Source organism: Deltaproteobacteria bacterium, from assembly GCA_030654105.1.
Classification (GTDB): Bacteria; Desulfobacterota; SM23-61; order SM23-61; family SM23-61; genus JAHJQK01.
This window is the reverse complement of sequence record JAURYC010000102.1, coordinates 1-4,214: the sequence shown is the minus strand read 5'-3', so window position 1 is coordinate 4,214 and position 4,214 is coordinate 1. Positions and strand designations below refer to the sequence as shown.

The following is a 4,214-nucleotide window of genomic DNA, read 5'->3' as shown; positions in this document are numbered from 1 at the left end:
ACCTTATTAACTTCCGAGGGAGGATTTTCCATATCTTTAAGATTTATGGCGCGGATTGCCAACGAACTTGATTGTATAGGAAATTCCTTTTTGGACACGGATGTACACGGATTATCAGGATAAACTAAAAAGAAAATAATTATCTGCGGTTATCTGCGTAAATCTGCGTCCTATTAAATTTATTTTTTAGGAACGAAAATGGAAGCTTTACCCTGGCCCGGACGGAGAGTAAAAATTCGATACGGCGTTATCCCTTTTTGTTTTTTCCTCCTTTTTTCTCTTGCTGCGAAGGCCTGGGGGGTAGAACCGGTTAAAATCGGTCTCTTGATGCCCCCTCAAGAATTCAACACGAGCGCAAGCCAGCCTTACCTCCGGGGAGCAGAGATGGCCGTGGCTGAGTTGAATGCCCGGGAAGGAAAACAGGGGATTCAATTCTTACTTGTCCTGAGGCAAGGCCTTCACACCGGGGAGAAGGAACTCAAGGAGTTACACAAGATTATTTTAGAAGAGCAACTGCATTTTCTTCTGGGGGCCATGGCCAAAGAGGCTATTCTTCCGGTGGCGAAGTTGGCTCAGGAGGAAAGACTTCCCTTTTTGGTTTTCCCTATTGATTTTATGGAAACGATCTCGACCGGAGCAGAACCGGCTAGCCTGTTTTGGATCAGCCCTGCCCCGGAAGCCTTTCAGAGAGCTGCTGTTCGAACGGCCGCCCAATTCCCTCAAAAAAAATTCTTTCTCCTGGCTCAGGAATCTAAAATTGGGCGGAATTGGGTGAAATATTTTTGGGAAGAGTTGCGGAGGTTAAAACCGGACGCTGAGCCCGCGGGAGAGATTTTTCTGGCGAAAAAAATGGGCGATTACGGCCCCTATTTACGAACCGTCCTTGCGGCCAAGACAGAGGTTTGCGTAAGTCATCTCGGCGCAAAGGAATGGCCCCGCTTTGTTAAAATGGCCCAGAAACAGGACTATTTTAAAAAAATAACCCACTTCGAACTGGAAAGTGGAACCCTCGAATCTCTGGTTGCCGTGCAGAAAAATGCTCCGGAAGGAATTTGGGGGATAAGTGCCTTTCCTTTCTGGGCTTTGGGTTGGCAAGAAACCAAAGAATTTGTGTCCCACTACAGAGAAAAAAATCATTCTTATCCGGGTCTGGAAGCTTTAAGCGGGTATGTAAGCATCTACGCCCTTGTGGAAGCGATGAAAAAGGGAGGATCTTTAAACCCGGAAAGAGTATTAAGAATCTTGCCCGGATTGAGTTTCCGCACTCCCATAGGGCCATTGGCTATTCGCCCAACTGACCATCGGGCGTTATGGCCCATTTGGTGCGGGGCAAGCAAGTTCATCTCCGATTATCCCTTTGCTATCCTCGGGGACCTCAAAGCTTTCGGGCCAGACTCGTTTCAGCCATGACTCAACTAAAAGGTTTGGGCCTAAATTCTTAATCCTACTTGCAGAAATAATGGCAACTCATAAACTAAAACGCCCTCCGCTCCGCTATCCTATTATCCCGGTCTATGAAATTTTAAAGAAGACCGCCCAGCGCCTGCCGGAGAAACTGGCAGCCATCGACCCCCGGGGAGGCCGAGAGCTTACCTTTGCCGATCTCGACAAAGAGAGCGATACGCTTGCCGGCGCCTTCTTTTCCTGGGGGGTAGAAAAGGGTGACCGGATCTCTATTTTTATGGAAAATGGGTGGGAATATCTCGTGGGGTTCTACGCCACCATGAAAGTGGGTGCAGTCGTCTCCCCCATGAACCCTACTTTTCGCGAGCGGAAAGTCAAGCATCAGATCAACGACGCCGAGAGCAAAATTCTGATGGTCCAGCATACCCTTTTCCCCATTATTGAAAGGATTCTTCCTGAACTTCCCACCCTGGAGAAAATCATTGTCATCCGAGGGCCGAAGCCCAAGAAAGAAAAGGTCTTCGCTCTTGCGGACCTTTTAAAAGAATCTTCTACTTTTCTTGCTCTCCCCTCCTTGCGAATTCATCCTCAAGAAGATCTGGCCGCCCTTCCTTATTCTTCAGGTACGGCCGGCTTGAACAAAGGGGTGATGATTACCCACTTCAACCTTGTGGCCAACGCCCTCCAGTCCATGCATGCAGTGGAAGCACGTGAGGAGGATATTTTCATCAGCTTCCTCCCTTTCAATCATATTTATGGCCTGACCTACTTTCTCTGTGGCGCCATCTATTTAGGGGTAACCCAGGTGATCATGGCCCGGTTTGAGGCGGAGGAATGTCTGCGCCTTATCGAGAAATACCGCGCCTCCGTGCTTTTCAGTGTCCCACCAGCGCTCCTGGCTTTTCTCAACCTTCCCAATGCCGCCAACTATGATGTCTCTTCTTTACGGTTTATTTGGGTGGGCGCTGCTCCTCTCCCTCCAGTCGTTTCCCGGGCAATCCAGGAGAATTTCGGGGTGCCCGTGGGCCGACATTACGGGCTTAGCGAGGCTTCCCCCACCACTCATGCCAACCTGCCTGGGCGGATCAAAGAGAACTCCGTGGGCATTGCCGTCAGCGATTGCCAAGATCGGATTATGGATTGGCAAACGGGGAAGCAGGAAATGCCAGTGGGTGAACCTGGAGAGTTAGCGGTCCGGGGCCCCAACGTCTTCCAAGGATACTGGAAGCACCCCGAGGACACCCAATTAGCCCTCCGCGAGGGCTGGCTTTACACTGGAGATATCGCTAAAATGGACGAGGAAGGATATGTCTATATCCTGGACCGGAAGAGAGAGATGATTAAATATCAAGATTACCAGGTTGCACCAGCGGAGTTGGAAGCCATCCTGATGGAACATCCGGCCGTGCAAGATTGCGCGGTCGTAGGCATCCCCGATGACCCATCAGGGGAGATCCCCAAGGCCTTCATTGTTTTGCGGGTAGGATGGACTGTTGATCCTGATGAACTCATGGAATTCGTAGCCGACCGGGTCCCTCCTTACAAGCAAATCCGCGAAGTGGCCCTTATCGCCGAAGTCCCCAAAAATCCTTCAGGGAAGATCTTGCGCCGGATTTTAAAAAGAAGTTAACCGAGATTTCTACTTTTTCGCTTTCCTATGTCTTCTTTAGTCATTTTCCTCAATAGCCACAGCGCGGATGGGGAAAGACTCCAGACCTCCCATTTTTGCCGGGAACCCGAAGAACAGGAATCTCTTCTTGGTTAATTTTTTCCAGGTTGGCCAGCCCTTTAATAATGGGGATTTCCCCTGTATGAAAATGTCATTCTGTTGGTGTATGGAGCCTGCTATCCCTTAACCGCGCCAGCGGTCAAGCCCGCGATTAATTGTTTCGCCGCAATAAAGGTAAAAATAATCGCTGGGAGGGCAACGAGGGTTCCCATGGCGGTGATATTTCCCCACTCCACCCCGCTGTCTGTAAGGTAAATGGTTGTGGCTACAGGCAGGGTGCGAGTCATGCGGTTGGTCAAGACCAGAGCGAGGATGAACTCATTCCAGGCGATTCGGAAGGTAAAAATGGCGGCAGCGGCCAATCCGGGTTTAATCAAGGGCAGGATAATTTGGAAGAAGATTTTCCAGGGGCCGCAACCATCTACCACCGCAGCTTCTTCCAATTCCACCGGCACATCGGAGATAAAGCTGATGAGTACCCAGATGGTGAAGGGGAGGTTGAGGCCGACGTAAATAATAATCAATCCCAGCCGGGTATCCGCCAGGCCAAAATAAGTCCAGAGAACGTAAATCGGGACCACCAGAACCGCTGGAGGAATCATCCGCAGAAGCAAAGTACCGAAGGAAATGGTTCCTTTCCCAAAGAAGTTGAAGCGAACTAAGGCATAAGATGCAAACCCCCCAATGATCAAGGTAAAGAAAGTAGATACCAATCCGACAATTAAACTATTCGTCATATAACGAAGAAACCCTTGCTCCAGGAGCACGTTGGTATAATTCATCAAGGTGGGCATGAAAATCCAGCCGAACCCCTTCTCCATAATTTGCACCTGGGTTTTAAAAGAGGTCAAGAATAAGACAATCACCGGGGTAAGATAGACGAAGGCGAGGATAAAGATCAGAATATTTTTCCCTGCCTTCCAGGCTTCCCGACTCGTCCCGGCGGACAAGAACCCGACGTTTCCGGACTCTTTATTCTTCATATTCTCCGAAGCAGAGTAATTCTCTTTCATGGTAAGCTACTTGCTTTCCCTCCGGCCATTACTTTTTGGCTAAAGCAGGTCGGGCAATCATTAAAAAT

General features: G+C 49.5%; 3 protein-coding genes. 2 read left to right on the top strand and 1 reads right to left on the bottom strand.

The genetic code is table 11. The features are described 5' to 3' along the window. Positions 1 to 198 precede the first annotated feature (198 nt). Both Q7V48_03875 and Q7V48_03870 read left to right on the top strand, forming a co-directional pair. A complete protein-coding gene (locus Q7V48_03875) occupies positions 199 to 1,410 on the top strand; it encodes an ABC transporter substrate-binding protein (protein ID MDO9209874.1) in 1,212 nt (403 codons plus the stop codon). Between the two features lie 49 nt (positions 1,411 to 1,459). Further along, the gene (locus Q7V48_03870) at positions 1,460 to 3,034 is read left to right on the top strand and encodes an AMP-binding protein (protein ID MDO9209873.1); all 1,575 of its coding nucleotides are present in this window, start codon (positions 1,460 to 1,462) and stop codon (positions 3,032 to 3,034) included. 215 nt (positions 3,035 to 3,249) lie between these two features. Here the strand turns inward: Q7V48_03870 and Q7V48_03865 are convergent, their stop codons facing one another. Further along, entirely contained in the window at positions 3,250 to 4,116 is an 867-nt protein-coding gene (locus Q7V48_03865; GenBank protein ID MDO9209872.1) for a carbohydrate ABC transporter permease, read from the bottom strand. Positions 4,117 to 4,214 lie beyond the last annotated feature (98 nt).

Bases quoted from the DNA above. Each gene is read 5' to 3' on its own strand.
- Q7V48_03865 (MDO9209872.1), bottom strand. From the start codon at position 4,116: ATGAAGAATAAAGAGTCCGGAAACGTCGGGTTCTTGTCCGCCGGGACG.
- Q7V48_03870 (MDO9209873.1), top strand. From the start codon at position 1,460: ATGGCAACTCATAAACTAAAACGCCCTCCGCTCCGCTATCCTATTATC.
- Q7V48_03875 (MDO9209874.1), top strand. From the start codon at position 199: ATGGAAGCTTTACCCTGGCCCGGACGGAGAGTAAAAATTCGATACGGC.